The organism is Legionella micdadei (genome assembly GCF_000953635.1).
In the GTDB taxonomy this organism is placed as follows: domain Bacteria; phylum Pseudomonadota; class Gammaproteobacteria; order Legionellales; family Legionellaceae; genus Tatlockia; species Tatlockia micdadei.
Genome location: NZ_LN614830.1, coordinates 623,468 through 644,710 on the forward strand (window position 1 = coordinate 623,468; position 21,243 = coordinate 644,710).

Consider the following 21,243-nt stretch of genomic DNA (forward strand, 5'->3'; position numbering starts at 1 on the left):
CTCTGTTTAAACGCATATTGTTTTTTAGAATCACCATTCGTCAGATGAAACGAACCCAGCCGAGTGGCTTTAATTTTTATCAATGAGATTTTTTTCAGTAGATATTTTTTTTATAGCCTCAACCAGTGCTGTCCCTTCTAGTAATTGTACTCGGTCGCGCAAAGTTTCGGGTGTATCATCAGGCAAAACGGCACATTTTTTCTGTAAGATAATAGGACCTGCATCAACTTCTTCAGTTACAAAATGTACAGTGCAACCTGTTTCAGTCTCGTGGGCATCGAGAACAGCTTGATGAACTTCCAGGTTCATTAATCCAGAATAAGCAGGTAGAAGAGACGGATGAATATTGATTATTTTATCCTTCCACTCTTCAACGAATTGTGGTGATAAGATGCGCATGTATCCTATTAAAACAATAAGTTCAATCTTATGTTCACCCAGTATTTTTGACAGATGGCAATCAAAATTTTCACGGCTTAATCCCTGTGGATTAACAAACAGAGACTTAATGCCAAACAGTTTAGCGCGTTCTAAAATGAATGCCTCCGCCTTGTTGCTCATAACCACTTCTATGGTAGCGGCTAATTCGTGCCTACTAATTGCCTCAACAAGGGCATTCAGATTAGTGCCCCGCGTTGAGCCTAACACTGCTAAGCGTATCATGAGGCTCTTATCCTTGACATGCTTTCTATGCGCTGTTGAATTAATTGTTTTGTGCCAATATCTTCGCGGTGAAACAGTGATCCTTGTATCAGGGAAATTTCTTTTTCGGCAACTCTTTCCGCTTCAAAAATGGTATCAGCAACACCTACATAGGCCGCTGTGCGTGAGCCAGCAGCGAGTATTTGATGATCGAGTTCGTTAACGGACGCAAGATATAAATGAGATTGACGGGTTATATTGGAGAAATCAATCGGGAAATTTTTCTTTGGGTTATCGGGGTAGCCTTCTGGGACGGCGTATTTGCACACTGTGGCTTGGTTGGCAAATTTCACTTTGTCGTGAGTTAAGTTGCCGTCAACCATCGCTTTACAAATGGCTAGGAAATCAGATTCTAAAATGGACAAAACATTCAATGCTTCCGGATCACCGAACCGAGCATTGAATTCAATAACATAAATGCCCTTTTTGGTGGCAATAAAACTGCCGTATAAAATACCGATGTATTTTTCACGGCACTCAGTTGATAAAGCATGGAAAACGGCATTATTTATGGCAAATGCTTCGTCAACTTCATAAGGGACTAAGAATGGCAAAGAGTGATTCATATCGGAATAGCTTCCCATACCGCCAGTATTAGGACCTAAATCACCGTTATAAGCTCTTTTATGGTCTTGTACTAGCGGCATAGGGATCAATTGGTTCCCATCTGCAAAGCACATAAAAGAGAATTCTTGGCCAATTAGTTTTTCTTCGATAATGAACGTTTGTTTTTGGGCGAGAATTTCTTCACAAAAAACCTTTGCTTCTGCAAAGGATTGAAGGTGTTCTCCCGCGACTTTAACCCCTTTTCCTCCCATCAATCCGTTTGCTTTGATGACATAGTTTCCATCGCCAAGTTCATGAAGGAAAGCTTCGACATTATCGAGGGTTGCAAATTTTTGATAAAGGGGTAATCCTGCGATTTGGTATTTTTGCATCAGATCGCGCGCGAACTCTTTAGAAGTTTCAATTTGCGCTAGTGCTTTTTTAGGGCCGATAGTTGGTATCCCGGCTTGCCATAGCCGATCTGCCATTCCTTTTTCAAGTGGTGCTTCAGGTCCAATGATCGCCAATTCAATTCCCCATGATTTTGCCATGGCTAGTACTGCAGGGCAGTCAGTGATATCACCTGCACGGTAGTCTGTTGTTAATTGCTTAATGCCTGGATTGAGTGTTGTACCATAACAATACAATGTAGTTGCTTGCGGCGGCCGATTTAAAGCTTTAATTATTGCATGTTCGCGTGCGCCTGAACCAATTACAAGAATTTTCATTCAACAAAGTCCTCTTTATTTTTTTCAAGCGGGGAATGGCGGCCTGCTTCTCGCTGCTGCTCTAGTTGCTGCATTCTTGCTAGAGTTATTTTATTGCAAAAATAATCACCGTCCATGCAAGCCATACAAGGCTTTTTAATTTGATGTTGACCGCGTCGGGTGACAGCTTCAATCAAATTTTCGCGAGATTGATACATTAATGCATCAACGCCCAAGTAGGCTGCAATTTCATCTTCAGTTTGATTTGCCGCAATAAGTTCTTTGCGAGAAGGGATATCGATGCCGCTAAAACAAGGGTTTTTCAGGGCTGGCGAAGTTGAGGCGAAGTAAATTTTTTTAGCCCCAAACTCTCTCACCATTTTCACAATTTCACGTGAAGTTGTACCACGAACGATACTGTCATCAACAATCATGACGACCTTGTTTTGAATTTCTGTGCGCTGAGGGGTTAATTTATAACGAATGCTTCGGCTGCGTGTTTTCTGATTAGGCATAATAAAGGTACGGCCGATAAAAGGATTTTTATATAGCCCTTCAGAGTACCTAACACCCAACTCATGGGCAAAGGAAAGCGCTGCCGTGTTCGCAGTAGAGGGGGCTGGAATGACGACATCAGGTATGAGATCCGGGTATTTTGTTTTCCACTGTTGGGCTAAATTTTGGCCCATACGTAAGCGGGCTCGGTAAACGCTGACGTTGTTGAGCGTTGCATCAGGGCGGGCGAAGTAAACATACTCAAAAACGCAAGGTCTAAATTCAGCGTTTTTAACAATACGGCGATGAAGTTTACCGGAAAGATCAACATATGCGACTTCACCAGGCTGAATATCGCCTTGGGGCTTAAAGCCTAATGCATAAAATGGGGTCGTTTCGGAAGCAAAAATCGTATCAATTGTGCCGTCTAAGTTCTCGCGTGTCCCCCATACGAGTGGGCGTATGCCATGAGGGTCGCGAAAAGCAACAAGCCCTTTGCCAATAATGACTGAGACGATGGAATAAGCGCCTTCCATTCGCTGAAAAATACGGTTAACTCCTTGGCATAATGATTCGAAGAATATTTCCTCCTCTTCATTACCATAAGGGGCATTTGATAATTGATCGGCAAGCATTAGTAAAACTGCTTCTGAATCAAGCGAGGAATTAAGATGCCGGTGCTGTTTTAAACGAATTTCATCTGCTAATTCGGGGTAATTGGCGATGTTGCCGTTATGGGCAAGGGCAATACCCCGCGGACTTCCTATCCATAAAGGTTGTACATCAGCTTCCGAGTAACCGCCAGCGGTAGGATAACGGACATGGCCGATGCCTATGTTCCCCTTGAGGGATGAAATATTTTCAGGAGTGAAAATTTCCTGAACCAGCCCTAAACCGTGTTTAGTGTAGAAGCGCTGATCACAGGTAAGTATCCCAGCAGCGTCCTGGCCACGATGTTGCAAATGGATGAGGCTCTCATAGAGCTCAAAAGCAACCGGTTCATGACTGTAAATACCCACTATCCCACACATTTTGATTACCTTAAAAAGTTTGCAATATTTCTGGCGATGCGTTGTTCCGCCGGTTCATCATGCTCTGCAAAATTGAATTGCTTTCCTGTAATTTTTTCATAAAGCTGAATGTAGCGTGAAGATAACTCCACGACGAGATCTTGCGGCGCCTCGGGTAATTCTTTATCTTGATAAGGATCACAGTTTTTAGCAAACCACAACCGCAAAAATTCTTTATCAATGTTCTCAGGCTCTAAGCCTTCAGCAATGCGGACCCGATAACTATCAGCTAGCCAATAACGGCTTGAATCGGGCGTGTGTATTTCATCCACGACAACGATTTTTCCATTTGCATCACGCCCAAACTCATACTTGGTATCGACTAAAATTAAACCGTGTTCCTCAGCCAGTTCTACACCACGTTGATATAATTTGATTGCTAGAGCACTTGCTTCTAGCCAGTCGGCTTCGTCCATCCAACCTTCAGAAACGATTTCGGCTGGAGAAATAGGCCGATCGTGGATTTTTTCTTTCGTTGTAGGAGTTAAAACAGGTTGTTCAAGTTTTTGATTCTTTTTTAATCCATCAGGAAAGGTTATGCCGCAATATTTGCGAACACCATTTTGGTACTGGGTCCATAACGACGTATTTGTTGTTCCGCTGATGTAGCCTCTTACCACAAATTCAATGGGGAAAACTCTGCATTTTTTAGCGACAACCACATTAGGATCCGGGACAGCGACAATATGGTTAGGCACGAGGTTTTCAGTTTGCTCAAACCACCAAGCACTCGTTGAGTTGAGCACTGCGCCTTTGTAGGGGATAAGCGCCAGATGTCTATCGAAGGCGGTGAGTCGATCAGTCGTGATCAACAAAATGTGCTCGCCTAAATCGTAAGAATCCCTCACTTTCCCTCGATATTGATCGCCAATAGGTAAATCGGTTTGGTTCAGGCAAAAGGGGATCGCAGCCCGGATTTTATTTTCATAATTTGGATTGGTAGATGTAGTGTTCATGAGCATAGGGATTCCCGATAATGCTAGTTAACAAAATTGCGTCTATTAATCTAGTGAGGTCGGCGTCCTCTGATTTAAATTGCCATACAACACCATGTTTAATTTGTTTAACCTGTTGTACGAGGTAGTGGGTTTTTAGGGTTTGTAGAGTTTGTTGGCCTTTAAGATCTTCTTTGGGGCGAACCAAAATGGATACAGCATTATTAGTGCAAAATTCAGTCGCAGGGACTTCGTGCTCCTTTCGGGGTGAGTATAAAAGCTCTGATTGGTTCAGTATTTTAAGACCCTCTGCTGAATCGCAATCAATTTCCCAGTGTTCAAAGCGATTCACTGTGACTGGAAACCCTAAACGTCTTAACGTTTTTTGTACTGTTAAAGCTTGGTTGTCTGTAATAATTAATTTGACTAGACAAAGGTGGCTACCAGGGATTTTATCAAAATGTTGAGGTTTTATAGGGTTTTTAGATTGATGGATTGTGTATCCCGTTTGGTTACGATTGTCGGCAATATAATCTCGCATCGAAGTAAAAATAGCATCTCCATTAGGAGTACGCTCGGGGTGTGGCATCATAGCTAAGATATTGCCTTGTTGATTGCTAACCGCCGCAATATTACCTGCCGACCCGTTAGGGTTAATCGGGAAATTATTAATGATATTTCCTTCGGCATCACAATATTGAAAAAGATTTAAGCCTTGTTTCTCTATGGTATCTAACAAAGATTCATCCATGAGAAAGCGGCCTTCGGCATGGGCAATAGGGAGGTAAATAAAATCCGCAGGCGTGAGGTAGTGTGTGAACGCGTTGTGTTGGTGATTTGTTGATAGGCGCATATGCACCCAGGAATTATAAAACCCCGTTCCTACGATTTTGCCGTCTAATATCCGCTTATTCTCAGTCAGTGCGATAGACTGATGATGATTTTCAAGGCCGGGAACCAAACCTGATTCCACAAGGATTTGAGCCCCATTACAAATTCCGAGTATTGGCTTTCTTTTTTCGCTTTGTGCTTTGATTTCTTGAATAACTGGATCAAGTGCTGCAATAATCCCTGCCCGGGAACGATCTTCATAGGAGAAGCCACCCACAATGATATAACCATCTAGGCTACGCAGTTTTTCTAAAGGTTCATTCCATAGAAATTCGACGGGCTCCATCCCAGCGCGTTTCACTGCCAATGCTGTTTCGCGTTCGCAATTTGAGCCTGGAAATTGAATTAATCCGATTCGTATCATAGCAATTTTACCTGTTGATCACCTTTTATTACTCGACCAATCTCGTAGAGTGGGAAAGACGGGAAGCGGGTTAAAACCTCACGAATGGGGGATAGGGCTTCTGGCGCTAAAATAAGGACTAATCCAGCACCCATATTAAATGTGCGGTACATTTGGTCATCGTTCAAGTTACCCAGCTTACGCAAGAGACTAAATATTGGGCGCTCAGGAATTTGTTTTTTGTGAATTTCAACCGAGCAATTTTTTGGTAATACACGAGGTAGGTTTTCGAGCAAGCCGCCACCTGTAATGTGAGCCATGCCTTTGATCGGGATATTCTTGCTCAAAATACTTAAAACGGGATTGGTGTAGTTGAGATGAGGGATGAGAAGTTCTTCACCAATACTATGAGTGAAGTCTTGGAATTGTGATTCAACTCGGTACCCAGCTACTTCGAAAAGGAGTTTTCTAGCCAGAGAGTAGCCATTGGTGTGTAACCCGCTGGATGGAAAAGTAGCAACAATATCCCCTTCAACAATATTTTTTCCTTCGATGGCTTTTGTTTTCTCTACTACACCGGTAACGACACCGACTAAATCGTTTTCTCCAGGAAGATAAGTACCGGGCATTTCTGCAGTTTCCCCGCCCACAAGAGAGATATTATTCTCCTTACAGGCAACAACGATCCCGCTTACAATTTGCTCGATAATTTCCGGTTTGAGTTTATCGTTGGCAATATAATCAAGAAGTGTGAGTGGTTTTGCTCCGAGGACGAGGATGTCATTTGTTGTTGCACTCACCAAATCGATACCAATCGTATCGAATTTCTGCATCATTTTGGCAACCATCATTTTCGTACCAACGCCATCGATACTTTGTACAAGAACTGGGTGCTCATATTCTTGCATGAGATTTTTAATGTCGTACATGGCACCGAATCCACCAATTCCGGTAAGCACTTGAGGTGAAAAAGTGGTTTCCACTGCTTTTTTTATACGACGAACTGCTTCGTTACCGGCTTCAACGTCTACGCCTGCAGCTTTATAATCAATACTCGACATTAGATCAGTCTCCCAGCTAAACCTTTTTCCCAAGCCGCATTCGCAGCACTGATGGGCAAATTGATAACAGAATTTAATATCAACCGAGGAGTTTCGATTGTTTCACCAATTGCTCTAAAGAAAACAGAATACTCATTGAGCAATTGTTCGACCGCCGCTAATTGGTGCGGGGAAACTTCAAGAACATAGCCACCGCTTTCAGAAAATAGCTTTTTATCGTTAGGTAAATCGCCGGGGATGGTTACATTAACACCAATCTTATTTTTAAAGCTCATTTCAGCCAGCGTTACCGCGATACCACCTTCCGCTATATCATGGGCAGACAAAATCAACCCCCTTTGCATCGCTAAATGCACTGCGGTGATTTCATTAGTGAATGCTGCAAGATCAGGCTTAGGTAGTCGGTTGCCAAGCTGATTGTGAAGTTGATAATAAACACTGCCACCGCATTCATCTTTGCGCTCGCCAAGCATCAACAACACAGAGTTGGTTTTTTTCAAATCATAGCGAATGGCTTTGGTGTAATCACTCATTGCGCCAACACAGCTAATAATAGGGCTTGGCGGGATAGCACCTTGCGTTGATTCGTTATAAAGGGATACATTTCCCGAAATAATAGGCAGGTTACTTTCTGGATTATCGAGCATCCTAATTGCTTTACACGCATCAGTAATGCCGCGTACGGAATCAACAAATTCACCCATTTGCACTGGATTTTCTGGGTTTCCAAAACACAAGCAATCGGTTAGTGCTAGCGGCCAAGCACCAACAGCAACCACATTACGCACGGATTCGATTACGGCGTTAACTGCTCCCCAATAAGCATCTATTTTATTGTAGCGAGGATTATGGTCGACAGATAAAGCAACGCCAGTCTGACGAATTTCTTCGGGGTACTTCTCTTCATTGAATGGAGCTATGACACCTGCGTCAGCCCATCCTGGTTCAATCACTGAGCGGCCTTGAACTTGTTTATCGTAAGTTTCATAAATAGGTGAACGTGAAGCGATGTTTTCGTGAGCCAAGAGCTTCAGCAATAGTTCATTGTAGTCTTCAACAACCAAGGCAGGCGGTTCAGTATTGACTTGCTGTTTAGCGCAGAAAGGGCGATCATACAATATGCCTTTGGTAATATCTTCTGCCCTAGCCGATACAATTTCTTTACCATTGGCTTTGACAACGTATAAACCATCGTGTCGCAACTCACCTATGACCGTGGCCTGGGCGCCATCACAAATTTCAGGTAAGGCAAAACGCTTATTGTAATGGTTTAAGAATAAATCAGTGAAATCTTGAGGAACAATCCACATGAATCGTTCTTGTGTTTCAGAACATAAAACAACCGCAGGCAATAAATTCTTCATACTGGTGGGGACAAGGTCGAGATTAATTTCTGCGCCATAGCCAGCTGCTTCAGCCAACTCCACACTCGCACAGGCAATCCCACCTGCGCCTAAGTCTTTAAAGCCAACACGATCCGTTAATTTATTTTCGCGCAGCCATTCAAACATGGCATAGTTCGCTTTAAGGATATGCCGCTGTAAAAAAGCATTAGGCTCTTGAACCGCCCCCTTATTTTTCTCTTGCTCCTCTTCATTAAGTGTTGCCGAAGCAAAAGCAGCACCACCAAAACCGCTATTGTCAGTTGGTTTCCCCACTAAAATAAATTGATAATCTTGTGCATTTGCAGGCGCGTAAGAATGGATAATCTGATCTTCTCTGACGACACCAAGAGTAACCACAGTAACCAAACAATTTTCATTGTAAGCTTCGTCATAGTAAGTATCGCCTGCTAAGTTAGGGATCCCAAGTGGATTAGCGTACCCTGCAATACCGCGAACCACCCCTTGCTGTATCAATTTTGTTTTGGGGCGATTGATATCACCGAAACGCAAGCTGTCTGCCACAGCGATCACCTCAGCGCCCATACAACATACATCACGAACATTACCCCCTACACCGGTTGCTGCCCCTTCATAGGGTACAAGCTGTGAAGGATGATTATGCGACTCGTGGCTGACGACGATGCCATAACGGCGATTTTGTTTATCAGTAGCTACGGCTACAATGCCAGCATCCTCTTTAGGTCCAAGAATGACATGAGGAGCACTAGTAATAAATTGATTTAAGTGTTTGCGGCTGCTTTTATAAGAACAATGCTCAGAACCTTGAATAGACCACAGGACGCATTCAGCATAGGTAGGTGGACGTTTCAAAAGGGTATTCTGGATCGTGAGGGCTTCATCAACGGTGAGTCGCAAGTTATATTTTTTAAGCAGGCAGGCAATTTCATCCGAAGACAATCGAGAAAAATCAAAATAATCCGGCGCTTCTTGCATTTGAGGAACTGACTGGACAAAACGTGTAATATTTTAACCTTTCCGTATAAAAAAAGCAAATCCTATTGTTTTTATTCAAAAAATTTGGGTAGGCAAGAGTCTATTGTCCAACAGGCTTTGATCTATAATGAGGATAATGAGGAGGGGTTTTGCTGTTATGACGAAATACTGCATTCAGGCAGCGATGTTTAAGTTGCCGATTCCATTTCTAAAGCGCTTTACTCATAACTTTTGGGTTTTAAGAGATATTGAAAGCAATTCAATTGTGGCTCAGTTACATGGTCTTGCGACTTCAAGAAAGACCGGTGAAATAGTCCCAATCGGATATAGGAGGGATCATAGCCTGAAAGCGCATTGCATGATTTATAATGCAAATTTTGCCAGACGATACCATTTGCAAAGAGGTACTTATGCATTACCGTTGCATGCTTATCACACGGTGTACGAAGGGGAAGATTGTGTACAGCTTTGGTTGCAAGCGCTAAAAGCAGTTGAAGCAATCAATGAGTTAAATCTTGATTACCCGCCAGGAGGGTTTAAGATCCCGTTATCAGCTTCACTCAACAGTAATTCTATCTACCATACTTTTGCTAGAGTCATGAACATCCCACTCCACATTTTTCCAGGATTTTTCCAGATTGGAATCAAAGCGTCTGTTTTTGAGTTGATTAGATAAGCCAATTTTGTCAACTCGTGTGTTTATTTTCCCATATCGGATAATCGGTATAACCCTTAGCATCTCCTCCATAAAATGTAGCAGAATCAGCCTGGTTTAAAGGTGCATTTTGCTTAAAGCGTTCAACGAGATCCGGATTAGCGATGTAAGGTTTCCCAAAAGCGACGAGATCCGCGTAGCCGCTTGCTATTGCCTCGATTGCCATTTCACGGGTATAACCATTATTAACCATCCATGCGCCATTAAACTCACCACGTAAGGCATGAAAATCAAAACCATGAAATTCTCTCGCGCCTCCTGTTGCTCCTTCTATCACATGGATATAAGCAAGCTTTAAGCGATTCAATTCACGAACAAGAGGAAAAAACACGGAGGTAGGTGAGCTATCGAAAACACCATTAGCGGGGCTAACGGGGGACAGACGAATTCCAGTGCGGTGTGCGCCTATTTCACTGACAACAGCTTCAACAACCTCAATCGCAAAACGAAGGCGATTGCTAACAGAACCCCCATACTGATCCATACGGTGATTCGAACCATCACAGAGAAATTGATGAATGAGGTAACCGTTTGCACCATGAATTTCAACCCCATCGAATCCTGCAGCCATCGCATTTTTAGCGGCTTTGCGGTAATCCTCAACAATGGCTGGAATCTCGTTAAGTTCGAGGGCACGTGGTGTTCCTACCTCGACAAATTGACCAGTCTCAATAAAGATGCGTTGCTTGATGGGAGCAATTGCAGAAGGAGCAACTGGCGCTTTGCCAGCGGGTTGCAAAGAAGGATGCGAAATTCTACCGACATGCCAGAGCTGTGCAAAAATAGCACTTCCTTGGTCATGGACAGCCTCTGTGATGCGCTTCCAACCAGCGACTTGATCCGGAGAGTAAATGCCCGGGGTCCAGGCGTAACCTTTTCCAGTACGTGAAATTTGTGTTGCTTCAGAAATAATAAGACCTGCACTTGCACGTTGGGCGTAATAGTCGACATTAAGTTGTTGCGGAGCATCACTTTCAGGAAGCGCACGATTGCGGGTCAAAGGGGCCATGACAATTCTATTTTTTAAATGAAGGCCTTTTAAGTTGAAGTTACTAAACAAAATGTCGGAGTCCATAATCACCCTTGGCGTTTGGTTATTCATCGTTAAATGATTCAATGGGTTTATTGCTTGGGATTAAATGTTTAGGTAAGGCCTTTATCTTATGGGTTCGCATTAACTTCAAAAAAGCGATGATTGCATCTAATTCTTCTTCTGGCAAAAGGGTTTTGGTGAAGGGAAACATTTTATCATTTTTCAAAAAGCGAACTGATTGAGGATTGCGAATAAATTTGCGTAGCAATTCCTCGGAAAAATATTCTGTTGGGTTCATGGGATAATTGAGGTCAGGCCCTAATTCTAAATTACCAACCGTATTAATCGAATGACAAACCCCGCATTTGCTGGAAAATACTTCAAGTCCCTGGGCTTCTTGACCCGTACTGTTAGCAGGCAAAAGCGTAGAGAAAGGATTTTGGTCGGTGGCGCTAATCATTTCTGTCCCAAAAATCCAGTCCGTTTGCGGTACTTTTTCTCCTTGCCAAATTAAGTAAAAGGGGCCTGCGGAACGTTTAATTTTGCTGACAATAGGCCAAGGTTTATCAGGTTCTTCAATAGCAATATAGGCCATTGAAGCCCTTGTTTTATCACAAGGATAAATCCGGTGTAAATTAAAGTAGGAAACATATTGATCGGAAGCGCGAATTTTCAGAACACTGCCGACGTTTTTATCATTGATATTAAGCAAATGACATAAGGGCACCGCTTTTAAATCAAAATATTGGTTGGGGTAGGTAGGGAGACGTACTTGCTTGAGAATTACGCGATGAGGATCTTTTAATAAAATTTCCGGGGTATAAATTGTTTGATGCCCCTTGATATTAATCGTTAATACCTCTTGCCCCCAGCTTATGGAAGTAAATGTGAGTATTAGCATAAGTAAAAGAACAGATCGTTCCATGGAATGCTCTGGCTGAAATAATAGATAATCAATCTAACATAGCTATAACTAAACGGCTATTCCCTTGATTAGAATGGACGTATCTTGATACTCCTATCATAATCAACGAGTAGGAAGCTATTAGCAGGTACATCTTGCCAATCGGCGTTAAACTCAGTGAGTATTTCTGAACTGACCACTACTGCTTCATGATGTTCTTTATGCAAATGGCGATTAAGGCATTTTCCAGAAAAATAATGCAAACTTTCTGGTAAACCCCCCTTTACGGTACAATAGCGGCTTGCAACGATCCGTTTTCCATCGGTAAGACAGAGATTATAGTAAGAAGCATGATCTTTACTATAATGCTCCACAAGCTCGTTAATTTGTAGAATAGTTTCCCGCAAAACATCTGCCACAACTGAAAGTTGATTAAGATCTCTGCCTTTTGCAAACTGCAAGAACAATGCAAATAAGTGTTCAGAATCAGTTTCACCCTGAATCCAATGATAAATATCGTCTTCGAGCAAATGGCGCAGATGGCGTTTTACCAAAATAAAATCACTAATATCGCCATTGTGCATCAGCATCCATTTGTCATGAACGAATGGGTGACAATTATAAGTGGTCACTCCCCCAGCTCCAGCAGCACGGATATGAGCAAAAAAACAGGGCGATTTAATTTTTGCAGTCAATTGCAATAAATTTCGGTCATTCCAAGCCGGTGAGATCGATGTGAATAACGCAGGCTCCGGACTGATCTCCGGCGCGTACCAACCCACACCAAAGCCATCGCCATTGGTAGGAATAGTGCTTTCGCGCGCATGCAAACTCTGCATTATGATTGAATTATTCGGTTGTACTAAAATATGCTCTAGTAAAACCCCGGAACCAAGATAAGCGACAAATCGGCACATGGTTGAATCATCCTTTGAAGAGCGCAGTAATGGACGAGCTTTCAATGGAAAATTTTGTATTTATTCCCGCTTACCAAAAGCCATGGTTGGTTTTTCCTAAAGCTTTGATAAGGTGGTGAACATATCAAAATTGTTCCGCCTTGTAAGCTCAGCTACTCAAATTATAGTTTGGATGCAGCGTGTTAGGTTAAATCGTTAGCGTACCTTCCATTTTTTATAGAGCCATTGCAAAGTACCGTCAGCGCGTAGTGCCGATAAACCTGCATTTAAGCGACGCAAGAATCCGGGATGTTCTCCTTTTTTTAATGCTACCGCAAGTGGAAACTCTGTGAACATTTTTCGGGGAACAGTCACTTTACCAGAGAAATTTTTCTTAATCATTGTCTTTCCTACTTGGAAATTCAGTGCTGCAGCATCGGCTTTTCCGCTGAGAATATAATCGAAACTTCTCTCATAATTTTCTGTAATAACAAGATTAATATCTGGCGCTGTTTCCTGAATATAGCTGGCAAAAGGTCCAGTTTTTGGAGTAACAACAATCTTGCCTGCTAATCGGGCAAGGTTGGTGGGTGCAGGTTCGGGTGATTTGACAAAAAGAGCACCGCCAGTGCTCACTAACGGACTACTAAAGTCATAGATTTTTCGTCTTTCTGCAGTAATTGCTAAAGGCATGATTGCTTCAGCTTGCCCATCGACCAGCGTCTTTTGTACTTGTGCAAAAGGAACCGGTACAAATTTAATGTTAATTTTTTGCTTTGCGGCTACTTCCCTAAGAATATCCACCATGAGGCCTTCTGATTTACCGTTTTTTACATAAACAAATGGCGGGTAATTATTTCGATGTGCAATGCGTATGGATTCTGTTGCAGCATGAAGTTGCGGGACAAACAGGTAAGCAAATAAGATAAGAAATAGGCGTCTGAGCATTTAGAATCTCCATATTGTAAATCGCCGATGCAAGTCAAAGTGGGCTAGATTATCTTATGATGCTTCTTAATACGCAACAGGAGTAATTGTCTGTTAGTCTGATTTAACCCAACGAGTGCTCCACGCAGCAATCACATCAGCCAAAAGGTTAGCATCAACTTGCTTACTAATTAAATGATCGGCATCACCCAAAGATAGGAAAGATTTTGGATGTTTCGCGGCTTTAAAAATTTCCTGTGCGTTTTCTATGGCTACAATTTCATCCAGGGGTGAGTGGCAAATAAGCAATGCTGTTTTGATTTTTCTTAAAAATGAGAGGGAGTGGTAACGGGCTAAGTCGTCAAGAAATTGTCTAGTGAGCGTAAGTTGTTTTCCCCCTAGGGTAACTTCTGTTTTACCCTGCCGTATTATTTCGGATAATTTATCATTAAAATTTTGGGTAACATGCTTCGCGTAAGCAGGGGCACCAATGGTAACTGTGACATCAATTTGGGGTAGGTGATTAAGTGAAGCCAAAACAGCAGCACCCCCTAAACTATGGCCGATAAGAATCTTAGGCGCACAAAACTGTTCTTGCAGAAAACGGAAAGCAGCCGTTAAATCATTAATGTTTGTAGTAAAGTTGGTCTCAGAGAAGTTTCCGCTACTATCTCCCAGTCCAGTAAAGTCAAAGCGTAAAACGTTAATCCCTTTTCTTGCTAAAGCGCGGCTGATTCGGGAGGCAGCTAAAGAGTTTTTAGAGCAAGTAAAGCAGTGTGCAAATATAGCATAACTATCAGTGCTTTTTTCTGAGATTTCCAGGATTCCTTGAAGTAAGAGTCCCTCTTGATTTTCAAAAGAAATGGGCTTTGCAGTCATAATATTACCTTTAAGCATCTCAAGTGCTTAACCTAATTATGGGATCTTTCAATAATTTAGCAACTATAATTAACTTATCCTTCTCAATAAGTGACGTTCATGTTTCTATTCAAGGGGATTGTAGCGGGAATAATTTTACTTCTCCCAATTGGCAGCATTGCTTCCACTGCTGATGAATTAAATGCCGCTGTTTTGAATGCGACTATTCAAGTGATGCGCGAGTGTTATGATGTGAAGCACACGGCTAATGCTGAATTTGCAAAATGCATGGCTGATACATTAAAGCAGGTGGTTAATCCATATGATTATCGAGTTTTTGTTACAGGTGATGTGCCAGGCAACGCAGACTTGACGATTGTTAATGGGGCAAACAACATCATAACGTGTACAGTATCAGCACAAAAAACAATAAAAGTGAGTCAATGTTCTTCACATCAGGGACCACCACAAAATCCGCAACAGAAGACATCAATAACTCCACCGTAATTAACGCATATTCCCTGTGTGCCCCAGCGAAAATTGTCCTGGTTGCGGCCAGACAGTAAGGCCGTGCGGGCCATCTCCGACCTTAATACGGTGAGTGAGCGCTCCATTTGCGGTGTTAAATACATAAACCTCACTGTCATAGCGGCCCGAGAGCCAAAGTTCTGTCCCATTGCCATTCACATTCCCCATATCTGGGCTGCCACCACCAGGTATAGGCCAAGTGGTGGCTATAGTTTGTGTTTTGGGGTCAATCACGGTGATATTACCTGGTCCATGCGGCGGACAATTCAAATGATGACAACCACGATTAGACACATAAAAATACTTGCCGTCGCGACTTGGGTAAACGGCATGAGTCCCGATGCCTGTCGGGATAAATCCTATTTCACGGAAATTGCCAGCATCAATCAGTACGACTCCATCACGCAGCATGTCAGCCACGTAAAAGGTAAGCCCATCTGGAGAGAGGCGAATATCTTGTGGCATGCTGGTTTTGCGTGTGCCTAATGATAAATAACCGATAACTTTGTGTTTTACGACATCAAATTTCATCAATTGGCCTGAAAATTCACATGTAACTACGCCATAACGATTATCTTGGGTAAAATCCATATGGTTTAACCCTTTACACTTAACCGGCATTATTTCCACTAACTTCATTGTGTGAGGATCGTGAAATTCCAACTGGCGGTGCGCTTCACAAACGACGATTGCGAACTGGCCATCGGGCGTGAAATAGAGGTTATAAGGATCGGTAACATGAATGGCTTTTCCCGGTTTAGCTGTAGCGGGATTAATTGGGGTTACCGTGTTGGATTCATTATTGAGCACCCATAGGGTCTTGAGATCATAAGACGGAACAACATGCTGAGGAAGTGTGCCGGTTTTAAAGGTGTCGACCACCTTGTAAGTGGAGGGATCAATGACGGAAACAGTCCCGTCCCCACTATTGGGAACATAGACACGAGGAAGCGCCCCTTTTGTCGCATCACTAAACATTCCGGTATTTGCATTGGCGTAGATATTAATAGCAGGGATTGTTGCTGGCGATTTAACTCCATCAGCCGGAGTTGCGGTTTCTTTAACCCCAGCCGCTTCTGAACGTGTGAACGACAATGGACGTTTTATTTTGAAAACATCAACGAGTACAAGGGTAATCAATAGGATGCCCCCTAAGAAGAAAATCGTTTCCTTTACACGCATGGATTTTCCTTATTCCTCAAATTCCTTCTTTAGAATTATGGGTCATTATTATAGAAAAAGTAGTTAACACGTTTTTCCGGGATATCAGTTACAATGCCATTTGATTTGACTTGTAATCGAATAAACCTCGTTATCACCGATGATTAAATGATCCAACAAACGGACATCAACTAATTCCAAAGCTTGGCTAAGCCTCTGGGTGATTGCGATATCTTGTTCACTTGCATCCGCTAATCCCGATGGATGATTATGAGCAAGAATTACGGCAGCAGCGTTCCATTTAAGGACTCGTTCAATAATCGGGCGAGGATAAACGCTAGCTGCGTTGATTGTTCCAGTGAATAATTCTTCGTAAGCAAGAACACGATGTTGATTATCAAGATATAAGCCAACAAAGGTCTCGTTCTTCTTATCGCGTAATTGGCGTTTAAGATAGGCGTGGGTTTGCTGTGAATTGGATAATTGGGAATCTTTTTGAAGGGAAATAAAATCACTCCTGCGGCAAATTTCACGTGCTGCCTGTAATTGTGCATAACGGACTAATCCTAGCCCTGGCACTTGGATAAAGGTTTGTTGATCGGCATTTAAAATGGCTCGTAAGTCGCCTAAATAATTAGTTAAGTCTCCGGCGAGCTGGAGGCAAGATTTCTTAGCGCTTCCTGAACTGATAAACACCGCTAGTAACTCTACATCAGAAAGGCTTTGTACGCCTTGGGCGAGTAATTTTTCACGTAGACGCAAAGGACGGATTGCTTGCGGGGAAGTCATTGTTATTCCTTTATGACGAGGTTTGTGGTTTGATCGCAGTTATTCTTATCAAAAATGAGAGACCATGCAAGATTTCATCAATAAAAAAATTCTACTCGGTATTTGTGGTGGGATTGCCGCTTATAAAACAGCATATCTAGTACGTGAGCTATCTCAATTGGGTGCTAAAGTGCGTGTGGTGATGACTGAGTCTGCGCAACAGTTCATTTCCCCGCTCACATTGCAAGCATTAGGGGCGGAGGATATCCGTGTTGATTTATTTGATGAGCAGGCTGAACGCGCAATGGGGCACATTGAATTGGCACGATGGGCTGATTACCTCGTTATCGCTCCTGCCACAGCCAATTGCATCGCAAAGATGGCAAACGGCTTGGCTGACGATCTGTTAACTACACTCTATTTGGTTGCCGAGACTCCGGTAATTGTTTGTCCAGCAATGAACCGTTCAATGTGGGCCCATGCGGCAACACAAGCTAATTGTGAACTCCTTGCCAAGAGAGGAGTTATCTTGTTCGGGCCGGGTGAGGGCTCGCAAGCTTGTGGTGAAGAAGGCTTTGGCCGAATGGCTGAGGTTCATTCTATAATTAATGCATTGAGATTACATGAGGTGAATCAGCTTCTGGCTGGTCAAACAGTCATGGTTACTGCAGGACCCACGCACGAGCCTATGGATCCGGTTCGTTTTATCAGTAATAACAGCTCGGGAAAGATGGGGTATGCTTTGGCGGAAGCCGCCCATTTAGCAGGCGCCAAAGTGATCCTAATCAGCGGCCCTACCAATCTGCCGCCCCCCATAGGCGTGACATACTATCAAGTCGACTCAGCCAAGTCCATGCATGAAGCTGTTATGCAGAATTTGCATAAGGGAATGATTTTTATAGGCACCGCTGCAGTTGCTGATTACGGTGTGGAAACCCCTGCCAGTGAAAAAATAAAGAAGCAGACTAGCTCAGAACTTACGCTTATACTCAAGCGAAATCCGGATATTCTTAGTGATGTGGCCGCGAGTGGCCAGTGCTCGTATGTCATTGGATTTGCAGCAGAAACTTCCCAGGTCGTAAAGAATGCAAAAGATAAGCTGTTAATTAAAAAACTGGATATGATTATCGCTAACCAAGTGGGTAGTGGATTGGGCTTTAATACGGATACTAATCAAGTGACCATTTTGACTAAAAATGAACAAGTCGAGCTTCATTTGACCCATAAAACAAGGCTGGCAGGCCAAATTATTGCAATCCTTGCAGCAAGTATTCAAAATACTGCCCATCGAAAAACAGGGGAGTAGTATGGAACAACCCATTCAACTAAAAATATTAGATCCGCGTGTAGGAAATACGATCCCGTTGCCAAGTTATGCAACTTCAGGCTCAGCTGGCCTTGATTTACGCGTTTGCATCGATGCGCCATTACAAATTGCACCTCAGGAAACAGTCTTATTACCCACCGGCCTTGCTATTTATATTGGTGATCCAAACTTAGCAGCAGTTATTCTACCTCGTTCCGGTTTAGGGCATAAGCATGGAATTGTTTTGGGAAATTTGGTGGGTTTAATCGACTCAGATTATCAAGGGGAATTAAAAATTTCCTGTTGGAATCGTAATCAAGAGCACTTTACCGTGAACCCGGGTGAACGTATTGCTCAATTAGTTTTCTTACCCATTGTGAGGGCTGCTTTTGAAGTGGTTGACAGTTTTATAGAAACTAGTCGCGGTCATGGTGGTTTTGGTAGTTCAGGGAGAGGATAAATGGTTTATCGGCAAAAATTAGTAGAACGCTCTGTTTTTAGGGCTTATGACATTCGTGGTGTTATAGGGAAGCAGTTGAATGAAGATGATTTTTATACGATTGGGCGAGCAATTAGCTGCCGCCTTCGCGAGCTAAAACGTCATGAGATTTTTATTGCTCGCGATGGTCGACTCACAAGTGATAGCTTGTCTGCTGCTCTGAAGCAGGGCTTGCTTGATAGTGGGATCACTGTAATTGATTTAGGTGCTGTAGCGACTCCTGTTATGTATTATGCCACGCATACGCAAGGGATCGATTCCGGTTTAATGGTAACCGGCAGCCATAATCCTGCAGATTATAACGGCATCAAGATGGTATTAGCTGGCAAAACATTGGTGCAAGCTGATATTGAGCAACTTTATGAGTTAATTGTTGCTGGAAAGTTTCAAGATGGTCAAGGGATAGCCCGTTCGTTTGATATTATTCCTGATTATATCAATCGTATCATCAGCGATATTAAAATACATCGTCCTCTCAAAGTAGTTGTCGATTGCGGTAATGGTATTGCCGGACCAATCGTTCCTAAGGTGATTACTGCTTTGGGCTGTGAAGTTATCCCGATGTATTGTGAAGTTGATGGGCGATTTCCCAACCACCATCCTGATCCCACCATTGAAACCAATTTAATCGATTTGAAAAAGGCTATCGCCCAGCATAAAGCGGATATTGGTTTGGCGTTCGATGGCGATGCCGATCGCTTAGGTGTCGTTACCAATCTGGAAGAAGTGATTTGGCCAGATCGATTGTTGATGTTCTATGCTCGTGAGGTGCTAAAGCGCAATAAAGGCGCAACCATTGTTTATGATGTGAAATGTTCAAGTCACTTAGCGCGCGTGATTGAGGAAGCTGATGGTATAGCTAGAATGTGTCCGACAGGCCACTCCATTGTTAAAGGGGTGATGAAAGAAGAAAATGCGGCTTTGGCCGGAGAAATGAGTGGCCATCTTTTCTTCAAGGATCGTTGGTATGGTTTTGATGATGCGCTTTATAGCGCCTGTCGATTACTCGAAATACTCAGCGTGAGTGAACAATCCGTTAGTGAACAATTTGCGGCTATTCCCAATAGTGTCAATACGCCGGAAATTAAGATCCCTATCGCTGAAGAGGATAAATTCACTTTCATGCAACGCTTTAGTGAACAGGCTAAATTTCCTAATGCAAACATCATTACTATTGATGGCTTGCGGGTGGAGTTTCAGCATGGCTGGGGGTTACTCAGAGCCTCAAATACGACGCCTTGTTTAGTCGCTCGTTTTGAAGCAAAAGATCAGGAAAGCTTGAAACAAATACAAATTTTATTTAAATCGGAATTACAAGAGATCGATAAAAATCTTGTTGTTTCTTTTTAAAAGGATCAATTGCCAACATGGCCCTAATTCTTCAGCGCAGGCCTAGCAGCTGAACAGGAGAACACAAATGATGCAAACAACGGAAACAATATGGCAGAACGGAAAGTTTGTACCCTGGGCAGAGGCAAAGGTTCATGTATTGGCACATACCTTACACTATGGCGGGGGGGCTTTTGAGGGGATTCGCTTTTATAGTACAGATCAAGGACCTGCAATATTTCGCCTAATTGATCACGTTGATCGCCTCCTGTATTCTGCTGCGACTTTAAAAATGCAGTTACCTTTTTCCAAAGAAGAAATTATCTCCGCAATTAAAGAGGTCGTACGCAACAGCAATCTTGATGCGGGATATATAAGGCCTATTGCTTTTTATGGGTACAGTAAAATGGGGGTTAACCCTATTGGCAACCCTATCGAATTCGTCATTGCTTGCTGGCCTTGGGGCGCTTATCTTCCTCATGATAGTGTTGATGTAAAAATAAGCAGTTACATTCGTATTCATCCAGATTCTACTGTTGTCGATGCTAAATTATGCGGCCATTACATCAATGGCATTTTAGCTTCCCTCGAGTTACAAGGTACTCATTATCACGAGGCCTTGTTTCTTGACAGCAACGGTTACATCACCGAGGGGGTGGGGGAGAATTTTTTCATTGTCAAAAATGGCGTGATTTATACACCCCAATTAGGAGGAATACTCTCAGGGATTACTCGTGATACAGTAGTAAAACTCGCACGCAACTTGGGCTTCACTGTTATTGAAGAAGATATTTCTTTAGAAAAGGCTTATCAAGCTGATGAAGCATTTTTTACAGGAACCGCTGCAGAAGTGACGGCGATACGCTCTATTAATGATAAAAAATTGGCTCAGTCGGACGAGAGAAAAGTAACTTCAGCCATAAAAAACGCTTACTTAGATCTTGTTCAGGGTAAACGCAATGATTTTCCGGGTTATCTTACTTATCTCAAGGAGCCTGCCGATTCTGGCAAATGAATAGCGGGCCATAGCCTGTTGGCAGGCGATAGGAATCGTTGTCATTAGGCATAAACTCTCTCGCGATGTCCTAAGGGAATCCATTTATTTTGCACGGGACTAGCGGCAATATTCATTCAAAAAAAGAACAAGCCGGCTATTATCAAGCCTTAAAGCCAGTGAATAGTATATACTTAGATATACATATTCTTAAACAAAATGGTTATTAGCATATC

General features: G+C 42.7%; 20 protein-coding genes. 6 read left to right on the forward strand and 14 right to left on the reverse strand.

Annotated elements, in window-relative coordinates; all coding sequences use genetic code 11:
* Positions 1–69 precede the first annotated feature (69 nt).
* Genes purN through purL form a run of 7 tightly spaced genes read right to left on the reverse strand, consistent with a single transcriptional unit; the run spans position 70 to position 9,089 of the window.
* Complete coding sequence (gene purN / locus LMI_RS02875; RefSeq protein WP_045098455.1) at positions 70–663, reverse strand: phosphoribosylglycinamide formyltransferase; 594 nt, start codon at positions 661–663, stop codon at positions 70–72.
* Positions 660–1,976, reverse strand: coding sequence for a phosphoribosylamine--glycine ligase (gene purD, locus LMI_RS02880; protein WP_045098456.1), 1,317 nt, complete (start codon positions 1,974–1,976; stop codon positions 660–662). Before purD ends, purN begins: the two co-directional genes overlap by 4 nt.
* Complete coding sequence (gene purF / locus LMI_RS02885; RefSeq protein ID WP_045098457.1) at positions 1,973–3,481, reverse strand: amidophosphoribosyltransferase; 1,509 nt, start codon at positions 3,479–3,481, stop codon at positions 1,973–1,975. Before purF ends, purD begins: the two co-directional genes overlap by 4 nt.
* Positions 3,482–3,486: 5 nt before the next feature.
* Positions 3,487–4,482: a phosphoribosylaminoimidazolesuccinocarboxamide synthase gene (locus tag LMI_RS02890; protein ID WP_045098458.1), complete on the reverse strand. Its 996-nt coding sequence runs from the start codon at positions 4,480–4,482 to the stop codon at positions 3,487–3,489.
* On the reverse strand, positions 4,445–5,710 hold the full coding sequence (purQ, locus tag LMI_RS02895; protein ID WP_045098459.1) for a phosphoribosylformylglycinamidine synthase I: 1,266 nt from the start codon (positions 5,708–5,710) through the stop codon (positions 4,445–4,447). Before purQ ends, LMI_RS02890 begins: the two co-directional genes overlap by 38 nt.
* Positions 5,707–6,750, reverse strand: coding sequence for a phosphoribosylformylglycinamidine cyclo-ligase (gene purM / locus LMI_RS02900; RefSeq protein WP_045098460.1), 1,044 nt, complete (start codon positions 6,748–6,750; stop codon positions 5,707–5,709). Before purM ends, purQ begins: the two co-directional genes overlap by 4 nt.
* The gene (purL, locus tag LMI_RS02905) at positions 6,750–9,089 is read right to left on the reverse strand and encodes a phosphoribosylformylglycinamidine synthase subunit PurL (protein WP_045098461.1); all 2,340 of its coding nucleotides are present in this window, start codon (positions 9,087–9,089) and stop codon (positions 6,750–6,752) included. The genes purM and purL overlap by 1 nt, the downstream gene beginning before the upstream one ends.
* A gap of 157 nt (positions 9,090–9,246) precedes the next feature.
* Here purL and LMI_RS02910 point away from each other — a divergent pair, with 157 nt between their 5' ends.
* Complete coding sequence (locus LMI_RS02910; RefSeq protein WP_045098462.1) at positions 9,247–9,765, forward strand: hypothetical protein; 519 nt, start codon at positions 9,247–9,249, stop codon at positions 9,763–9,765.
* A gap of 10 nt (positions 9,766–9,775) precedes the next feature.
* Here LMI_RS02910 and LMI_RS02915 read toward each other — a convergent pair whose 3' ends face one another.
* The 5 genes from LMI_RS02915 to LMI_RS02935 all read right to left on the reverse strand — a co-directional run bounded on the left by LMI_RS02915 (position 9,776) and on the right by LMI_RS02935 (position 14,443).
* Positions 9,776–10,906, reverse strand: a complete 1,131-nt coding sequence (locus tag LMI_RS02915; protein WP_269450648.1) for an alkene reductase — start codon at positions 10,904–10,906, stop codon at positions 9,776–9,778.
* Positions 10,899–11,762, reverse strand: a complete 864-nt coding sequence (locus LMI_RS14765) for a c-type cytochrome (protein ID WP_052679427.1) — start codon at positions 11,760–11,762, stop codon at positions 10,899–10,901. Before LMI_RS14765 ends, LMI_RS02915 begins: the two co-directional genes overlap by 8 nt.
* A 68-nt stretch (positions 11,763–11,830) precedes the next feature.
* Positions 11,831–12,658 (reverse strand): class II glutamine amidotransferase, encoded by an 828-nt coding sequence (locus tag LMI_RS02925; protein WP_045098463.1) that lies wholly within the window; start codon positions 12,656–12,658, stop codon positions 11,831–11,833.
* Positions 12,659–12,853: 195 nt separating this feature from the next.
* Positions 12,854–13,585, reverse strand: a complete 732-nt coding sequence (locus tag LMI_RS02930; RefSeq protein ID WP_045098464.1) for a substrate-binding periplasmic protein — start codon at positions 13,583–13,585, stop codon at positions 12,854–12,856.
* A 93-nt stretch (positions 13,586–13,678) separates the two neighbouring features.
* Positions 13,679–14,443, reverse strand: coding sequence for an alpha/beta hydrolase family protein (locus LMI_RS02935; RefSeq protein WP_045100529.1), 765 nt, complete (start codon positions 14,441–14,443; stop codon positions 13,679–13,681).
* A 99-nt stretch (positions 14,444–14,542) separates the two neighbouring features.
* On the opposite strand from LMI_RS02935, the gene LMI_RS02940 reads away from it, so the two are divergent.
* Positions 14,543–14,929, forward strand: a complete 387-nt coding sequence (locus LMI_RS02940; protein ID WP_045098465.1) for a hypothetical protein — start codon at positions 14,543–14,545, stop codon at positions 14,927–14,929.
* Here LMI_RS02940 and LMI_RS02945 read toward each other — a convergent pair whose 3' ends face one another.
* Together LMI_RS02945 and radC are read right to left on the reverse strand one after the other, a co-directional pair.
* Positions 14,930–16,132: a YncE family protein gene (locus tag LMI_RS02945; protein ID WP_082050694.1), complete on the reverse strand. Its 1,203-nt coding sequence runs from the start codon at positions 16,130–16,132 to the stop codon at positions 14,930–14,932.
* Positions 16,133–16,216: 84 nt separating this feature from the next.
* Positions 16,217–16,900: a RadC family protein gene (gene radC / locus LMI_RS02950; RefSeq protein WP_045098466.1), complete on the reverse strand. Its 684-nt coding sequence runs from the start codon at positions 16,898–16,900 to the stop codon at positions 16,217–16,219.
* Positions 16,901–16,964: 64 nt separating this feature from the next.
* Here radC and coaBC point away from each other — a divergent pair, with 64 nt between their 5' ends.
* The 4 genes from coaBC (at position 16,965) to LMI_RS02970 (ending at position 21,028) form a co-directional block, all read left to right on the forward strand.
* A complete protein-coding gene (coaBC, locus tag LMI_RS02955) occupies positions 16,965–18,185 on the forward strand; it encodes a bifunctional phosphopantothenoylcysteine decarboxylase/phosphopantothenate--cysteine ligase CoaBC (RefSeq protein ID WP_045098467.1) in 1,221 nt (406 codons plus the stop codon).
* Between the two features lies 1 nt (position 18,186).
* A complete protein-coding gene (gene dut, locus LMI_RS02960) occupies positions 18,187–18,645 on the forward strand; it encodes a dUTP diphosphatase (protein ID WP_045098468.1) in 459 nt (152 codons plus the stop codon).
* The gene (locus LMI_RS02965; protein WP_045098469.1) at positions 18,646–20,034 is read left to right on the forward strand and encodes a phosphomannomutase/phosphoglucomutase; all 1,389 of its coding nucleotides are present in this window, start codon (positions 18,646–18,648) and stop codon (positions 20,032–20,034) included. It begins immediately after the preceding gene.
* A 67-nt stretch (positions 20,035–20,101) separates the two neighbouring features.
* Positions 20,102–21,028, forward strand: a complete 927-nt coding sequence (locus LMI_RS02970) for a branched-chain amino acid transaminase (protein WP_052679428.1) — start codon at positions 20,102–20,104, stop codon at positions 21,026–21,028.
* The last annotated feature ends 215 nt before the right edge of the window (positions 21,029–21,243 follow it).

Excerpts from the sequence above, each read along its gene's own strand:
- dut (WP_045098468.1), top strand. The coding sequence starts at position 18,187 with ATGGAACAACCCATTCAACTAAAAATATTAGATCCGCGTGTAGGAAAT.
- purF (WP_045098457.1), bottom strand. The coding sequence starts at position 3,481 with ATGTGTGGGATAGTGGGTATTTACAGTCATGAACCGGTTGCTTTTGAG.
- LMI_RS14765 (WP_052679427.1), bottom strand. The coding sequence starts at position 11,762 with ATGGAACGATCTGTTCTTTTACTTATGCTAATACTCACATTTACTTCC.
- purQ (WP_045098459.1), bottom strand. The coding sequence starts at position 5,710 with ATGATACGAATCGGATTAATTCAATTTCCAGGCTCAAATTGCGAACGC.
- purN (WP_045098455.1), bottom strand. The coding sequence starts at position 663 with ATGATACGCTTAGCAGTGTTAGGCTCAACGCGGGGCACTAATCTGAAT.
- LMI_RS02915 (WP_269450648.1), bottom strand. The coding sequence starts at position 10,906 with ATGAATAACCAAACGCCAAGGGTGATTATGGACTCCGACATTTTGTTT.
- LMI_RS02945 (WP_082050694.1), bottom strand. The coding sequence starts at position 16,132 with ATGCGTGTAAAGGAAACGATTTTCTTCTTAGGGGGCATCCTATTGATT.
- LMI_RS02965 (WP_045098469.1), top strand. The coding sequence starts at position 18,646 with ATGGTTTATCGGCAAAAATTAGTAGAACGCTCTGTTTTTAGGGCTTAT.
- purL (WP_045098461.1), bottom strand. The coding sequence starts at position 9,089 with ATGCAAGAAGCGCCGGATTATTTTGATTTTTCTCGATTGTCTTCGGAT.
- LMI_RS02925 (WP_045098463.1), bottom strand. The coding sequence starts at position 12,658 with ATGTGCCGATTTGTCGCTTATCTTGGTTCCGGGGTTTTACTAGAGCAT.
- LMI_RS02940 (WP_045098465.1), top strand. The coding sequence starts at position 14,543 with ATGTTTCTATTCAAGGGGATTGTAGCGGGAATAATTTTACTTCTCCCA.
- purM (WP_045098460.1), bottom strand. The coding sequence starts at position 6,750 with ATGTCGAGTATTGATTATAAAGCTGCAGGCGTAGACGTTGAAGCCGGT.
- LMI_RS02935 (WP_045100529.1), bottom strand. The coding sequence starts at position 14,443 with ATGACTGCAAAGCCCATTTCTTTTGAAAATCAAGAGGGACTCTTACTT.
- radC (WP_045098466.1), bottom strand. The coding sequence starts at position 16,900 with ATGACTTCCCCGCAAGCAATCCGTCCTTTGCGTCTACGTGAAAAATTA.
- LMI_RS02890 (WP_045098458.1), bottom strand. The coding sequence starts at position 4,482 with ATGCTCATGAACACTACATCTACCAATCCAAATTATGAAAATAAAATC.
- LMI_RS02910 (WP_045098462.1), top strand. The coding sequence starts at position 9,247 with ATGACGAAATACTGCATTCAGGCAGCGATGTTTAAGTTGCCGATTCCA.
- coaBC (WP_045098467.1), top strand. The coding sequence starts at position 16,965 with ATGCAAGATTTCATCAATAAAAAAATTCTACTCGGTATTTGTGGTGGG.
- purD (WP_045098456.1), bottom strand. The coding sequence starts at position 1,976 with ATGAAAATTCTTGTAATTGGTTCAGGCGCACGCGAACATGCAATAATT.
- LMI_RS02930 (WP_045098464.1), bottom strand. The coding sequence starts at position 13,585 with ATGCTCAGACGCCTATTTCTTATCTTATTTGCTTACCTGTTTGTCCCG.
- LMI_RS02970 (WP_052679428.1), top strand. The coding sequence starts at position 20,102 with ATGATGCAAACAACGGAAACAATATGGCAGAACGGAAAGTTTGTACCC.